Genomic DNA, 4,638 nt, shown 5'->3' with positions numbered 1-4,638 from the left:
CAAAGGGTTTGCAGTTGTTCCTCACTATAGCGAGTGGGGCGGCCACTTTTGGGTAAATCCAATAAGCCTTCCAGTCCTGAACGTTCATAGCGAGATAACCACTCACGGACGGTTTCTTCCCGTACACCATACAGTGTTGCTAGCTCAATGGCACTGTGACCGCGAGCGTTTAGTAGGATGGCTTGAGCGCGTTGGCGGCTACGATGACTGGGATGGTCACGATACCAAGACTCTAATGCCGTTACGGCGTTTTTACTTAAAGTGAGGTGTTTGGCGGGGCGTCCTCGACGCATTAGGGGGTACTCCCTTAGGTAAAACATGCCTAATAGATGGGGAACCCTATAGCTCTTTTCAAGGGGATTCTTTTGGGTAGGTACTTAGTGTTTTGCGAAAGCCTTTGAATAATCTCGCGGGCGTTACTGGTATAGTCCTGATGCTGACCAAAATCGAAGCTCTCCGTTTGTAACGGCAAGGCGACCCAGTGAGCAAAGGGGCGTAAAACCTCTTGATACCAATGCTCGGTAGTTGGTTTATGATCCATCCCTAAAATGCGATATGCCGCCAAAATTGCCTCCACATCCTCTTCCAAAAAGGCTTTTAACAGTTGCGGCAAGATATGAATAAACTCCGCTGAAAACTGTTTGGTGCAACCAAAATCAATCAAGCTCACAGAGCCATCGGCATGAAACAAATAATTGCCCGGATTTGGATCAACATGCAGGCGTTTTAACTCACGCACCGAATAAACCATCATGTCATACAGACTTTGTGCGGCTCGATTACGAGCTTCTTGTGAAGGATTGGTAGCAAGCCACGCATCCAAATGTTGCCCCCCCATCAACTCAGTGGTAAGGATGCGAGCAGCGGAAAACTTTGGATAAACTTGAGGAATATGAATACCTTCAATCTTTAAATGCTCAGCAAACCACTGCGTCGTAGCCGCTTCGTGCGCATAATCGACTTCTTCTTGTAAACGCGCTCCTACCTCCTCCAAAGACTGCAATACCATCTGCGGATTGGGCAAATTCGGCGCGAGCTTACGCATCAGTTTCATATCGTTTTTCATGGCGACATGAATCCCCGGATACTGAATTTTCACCGCAACGGCTATACCGTCTTGTAAAGTCGCATAGTGCACTTGTCCTAAACTGGCCGCAGCAAAGGCTTGATCATTGAAGCTTGTGAATAAATATTCGGGTGGCTGACCTAATTGTTCTTGAATGGCTTTGCGCACTAATACACGATTCAAAGGTGGCACTTGATGAAAGGACTTTTCCAGCTCTTTGCGATAACGCTCTGGCAGAATTTCCACCTCCATACTCAGCATCTGTGCGACTTTCAAAGCCGTGCCGCGCAATTGCGTTAAGGCATTAAAAATCAGCTCAGCATTTTTATCATCGGTATCTAACTTGTCGGCCTGCTGGCGCTCCAATGACATAAACGGGCGTTTTACTTTATGTTGAACTTCACGCAAACCCACTTTCAAAGCAGTTGAACCAACAATACCAGCACGCGCCCATTTACCTTCAGGTAATACAGATTCCATTATTTGCCCTCCATAAAACGCCGCTTACTGGCAACAAGATCGGGCGCTTGGCTAAGGCTTTTCAACACCTCGGTATGAGTCATAATGTGGGTACGAAACAGGAAAGACACTAAATCCAGCAGCTTGCCGACCATGCCGGTTTGCAAGATAGCGGCAATAATTTCCATACTACGATCAATGACTTGGGTGGTATTGGCAAAACCTTCCGAGTTATCTTTCAGCCAATACGCCAAAATGCCATTGGCATAATCCCAAAACAGGCGTGGCAATAATTCACGATAAGGTTGTTCCGGCAACTCGCCTGCTTCAATCGCTGCATCCAAAATATCCACCACCATCGCGGTGAATAAACGCTTAGTTTCCTCCAAATGCGTAAACCCCACCAAGGGCGCACCAAAACTTAATTCAAAAACCTGCTGCAAAAACTCGCGTGCTGGCAACCATATCTGCAAGGTCGTTTCCACCAATTGCTGCAATTGCTCTTGCACACTGTACTCATGGAAATTGCTGATATCCTTTAGTTCTTGCATAACCTGCTGCTGCACATACTCACAGTAGCCATACAACAATTTTTCCTTGGTAGGAAAATAGTTATAGATCGTTGCATCCCCAACTTTGGCTTCTTTAGCAATCTCACGCATGGTCGCATTCTTAAAGCCGCGAATCGTAATTACATCCACCGCCGCCACCAGAATGCGCACCTTGGTCAGCTGCTTATCCTGCTCGTTGATCTTCATTATTACTCACCTTTAATGAATTTACTTTACAATATTTTCATTATTAAAGTGGATTTACAATAGTATTTTCATTAAAAGGATGAACTAGATGATAAAACAAGCTCGCAAAACGGAGGCACCACCCGAAAGCAAAATTATTGCGCTAATTGCCAACTCGGATTTTCATGATGCTTGGAGTGTCGAGTCGGATCGCATGGAATGCTCCGCATTGGAACATTTTATGGCTACAGCAAAACGAAGTCCGCGCTGGGTAGATGTCGCTATGCAGTTGCGTAATTGGTTAGTCACTTGGGTTGGCTTAAAAAATCTGGGAGCTCTCTCTGATTTTCAGCCACCCTATTGAGCATTACCAAGCTGAGGCTAGGATTGGTATCTTTACGCTGTTTGAGAACTCGTTTGATGAGGTCTTGTTAGGTGATCGCGACAAGCATTTGGATGTCATGCTGAGCGTGCATCGCAGAGTTCTTAACACGGGTCAACATGTGTGCATTACAGTAACAACCGTAGTCCATATACATAATTGGTTAGGCAAATTGTATATGATTCCGGTAAAACCGATGCATCGTATTATTGTTCCCCGTGTGTTAAGTAACATACGTTAAGCGCTTAAATTTTCTCAGCTAGAAAATAGTTATGGTTGCTCTCTCAATCTAATTATTCTGTATTTTTGCCATAGTAAACTCTTAAAAAACCGGTCATGAACCTAAACTTACAAAATCAGAGTAAAGTAGTACACTTTTAATAAGAATAGAAAAGCTAGTGAGGTAGTAGTCATGACAACGTTTACAGTGACCGGTGAAGTTGATCCCTTTTTGCATGTATCGCTAAAAAAAGGTGATAAAATCTATTGCGAATCAGGTTCGATGGTGATGATGGAAGCTACCTTGGATTTACAAGGTAAGATGAGTGGAGGCTTAGGTCAGGCACTCATACGGCGCTTTGCCAATGGTGAATCCTTTTTCCAACAGCACATTGAAGCAACACGCAGCGATGGGGATTGCTTGCTTTCACCCGCTTTGCCCGGAGCGGAAGTGGTTACAGTGGGTGAAGCACAATATATCCTCAATGATGGTGCGTTTGTTGCGGCCACTTCAGATGTAATTTTACAAGTGCGTACCCAAAATGTTGGTAATGCCTTATTTGGACAGTCTGGTGGTTTCTTTGTGATGGAAACCGCTGGCAAAGGTCAATTAGTCGTTTCTGGCTTCGGTACTATCTTTAGCTTAGATGTAGAGCCAAACAAAGATCTGATTATTGATAATGCCCATGTCGTGTGTTGGGACAGACAGTTGCATAACGCGACTACCTCAGCCAATGGCCTCCGTGGGCAGCACATGCTTATGATGAGGCTTTCTTTTGCTCTTTCATCCAAGGTGCCTTACATAATTACGCTGATGGTAAATCACTAACCTGTGCCATTATTTTTAAGGATCAAGTAGTGGGTAATATCAGCTTCAACCAGATTAAGCATGAGCTTAAAAAAGTGGATCTGGGTTACTGGCTAAGCTCAGCATTTCAAGGGCAAGGGATTGTTAGTAAATCTGTTGCTCAGCTAATTCAGATAGCTTTTACAGAGCTAGATATGGAAAAAGTACAAGTTGCCGCTGCTTTAACAATAAACCCAGCCGCCGTGTGTGAGCGTTTAGGGTTTGTACGTGAAGGTATTATTACACGGGCAGAAAATCTAAATGGTATCATCGTAGATCATGCAGTTTATGGCTTAAACCGCCAGCAGTGGTTGGCTCAAACAAGCGCTACAACTATCAGCTGACACAATACAGTTTCACTTATACTCGCAAACTAACCTTACCGCCTCAGGTATCGTTTAGCCATTAAACTTTGAAAGAATGAGCTATCCGTTATAAGCATACTCTAAAGCTTGGATCAATTTAGCGACATTAGTCGCATAAAACCCTGAGCTATTGATATTATTGAACTCAATGACCTTATACCCCTGCTCTGTTAGCGCTAAATCCATCACACAAGATTCGCTCGGTAGCCATTGCTGGATGATCGATTCAGCATATTGAAGCGCTGCTTCATCCAATAAATCAGACACATAAGGCTTACCCGCTAATTTATAAACAGAGCCTGTTACAATGGAATGCTTAACAATAAATAGGCGATATTCTTTTAAAATGATTTGTAACGGCGCTATTAACACCTCCATATCTAAGTACCTACCCAAAAGAATCCCCTTGAAAAGAGCTATAGGGTTCCCCATCTATTAGGCATGTTTTACCTAAGGGAGTACCCCATGATGCGTCGAGGACGCCCCGCCAAACACCTCACTTTAAGTAAAAACGCCGTAACGGCATTAGAGTCTTGGTATCGTGACCATCCCAGTCATCGTAG

The 4,638-nt window shown here is 44.2% G+C and carries 8 protein-coding genes; 4 read left to right on the top strand and 4 right to left on the bottom strand.

Features of this window, described 5'->3' with window-relative positions; all coding sequences use genetic code 11:
* From A3IE_RS21465 to A3IE_RS0119125, 3 genes are all read right to left on the bottom strand, one after another.
* Positions 1–293: helix-turn-helix domain-containing protein (locus A3IE_RS21465; protein ID WP_020397223.1), on the bottom strand; the 293-nt coding region annotated here is incomplete at its 3' end.
* A 29-nt stretch (positions 294–322) separates the two neighbouring features.
* Positions 323–1,546 carry an ABC1 kinase family protein gene (locus A3IE_RS0119130; protein WP_020397222.1) on the bottom strand — a complete coding sequence of 408 codons (1,224 nt, stop codon included), beginning with the start codon at positions 1,544–1,546 and terminating at the stop codon, positions 323–325.
* Complete coding sequence (locus A3IE_RS0119125; RefSeq protein ID WP_020397221.1) at positions 1,546–2,283, bottom strand: TetR/AcrR family transcriptional regulator; 738 nt, start codon at positions 2,281–2,283, stop codon at positions 1,546–1,548. Before A3IE_RS0119125 ends, A3IE_RS0119130 begins: the two co-directional genes overlap by 1 nt.
* Positions 2,284–2,371: 88 nt before the next feature.
* Between A3IE_RS0119125 and A3IE_RS23310 the strand changes: the two genes are divergently transcribed.
* The 4 genes from A3IE_RS23310 to A3IE_RS21715 all read left to right on the top strand — a co-directional run bounded on the left by A3IE_RS23310 (position 2,372) and on the right by A3IE_RS21715 (position 4,054).
* Positions 2,372–2,626, top strand: a complete 255-nt coding sequence (locus A3IE_RS23310; RefSeq protein ID WP_020397220.1) for a DUF2867 domain-containing protein — start codon at positions 2,372–2,374, stop codon at positions 2,624–2,626.
* Positions 2,589–2,885 carry a DUF2867 domain-containing protein gene (locus A3IE_RS23485; protein ID WP_211206857.1) on the top strand — a complete coding sequence of 99 codons (297 nt, stop codon included), beginning with the start codon at positions 2,589–2,591 and terminating at the stop codon, positions 2,883–2,885. The genes A3IE_RS23310 and A3IE_RS23485 overlap by 38 nt, the downstream gene beginning before the upstream one ends.
* 171 nt (positions 2,886–3,056) lie before the next feature.
* On the top strand, positions 3,057–3,692 hold the full coding sequence (locus tag A3IE_RS21455; protein ID WP_020397219.1) for a TIGR00266 family protein: 636 nt from the start codon (positions 3,057–3,059) through the stop codon (positions 3,690–3,692).
* Entirely contained in the window at positions 3,650–4,054 is a 405-nt protein-coding gene (locus A3IE_RS21715; RefSeq protein WP_245539219.1) for a GNAT family N-acetyltransferase, read from the top strand. Before A3IE_RS21455 ends, A3IE_RS21715 begins: the two co-directional genes overlap by 43 nt.
* Positions 4,055–4,135: 81 nt before the next feature.
* On the opposite strand, the gene A3IE_RS21445 is transcribed toward A3IE_RS21715, so the two are convergent.
* The gene (locus tag A3IE_RS21445; RefSeq protein ID WP_083900691.1) at positions 4,136–4,507 is read right to left on the bottom strand and encodes an ATP-grasp domain-containing protein; all 372 of its coding nucleotides are present in this window, start codon (positions 4,505–4,507) and stop codon (positions 4,136–4,138) included.
* Positions 4,508–4,638 lie beyond the last annotated feature (131 nt).

It is taken from the genome of Thiolinea disciformis DSM 14473, from assembly GCF_000371925.1.
GTDB lineage: Bacteria > Pseudomonadota > Gammaproteobacteria > Thiotrichales > Thiotrichaceae > Thiolinea > Thiolinea disciformis.
This window is presented reverse-complemented; position numbering and strand designations above follow the sequence as displayed.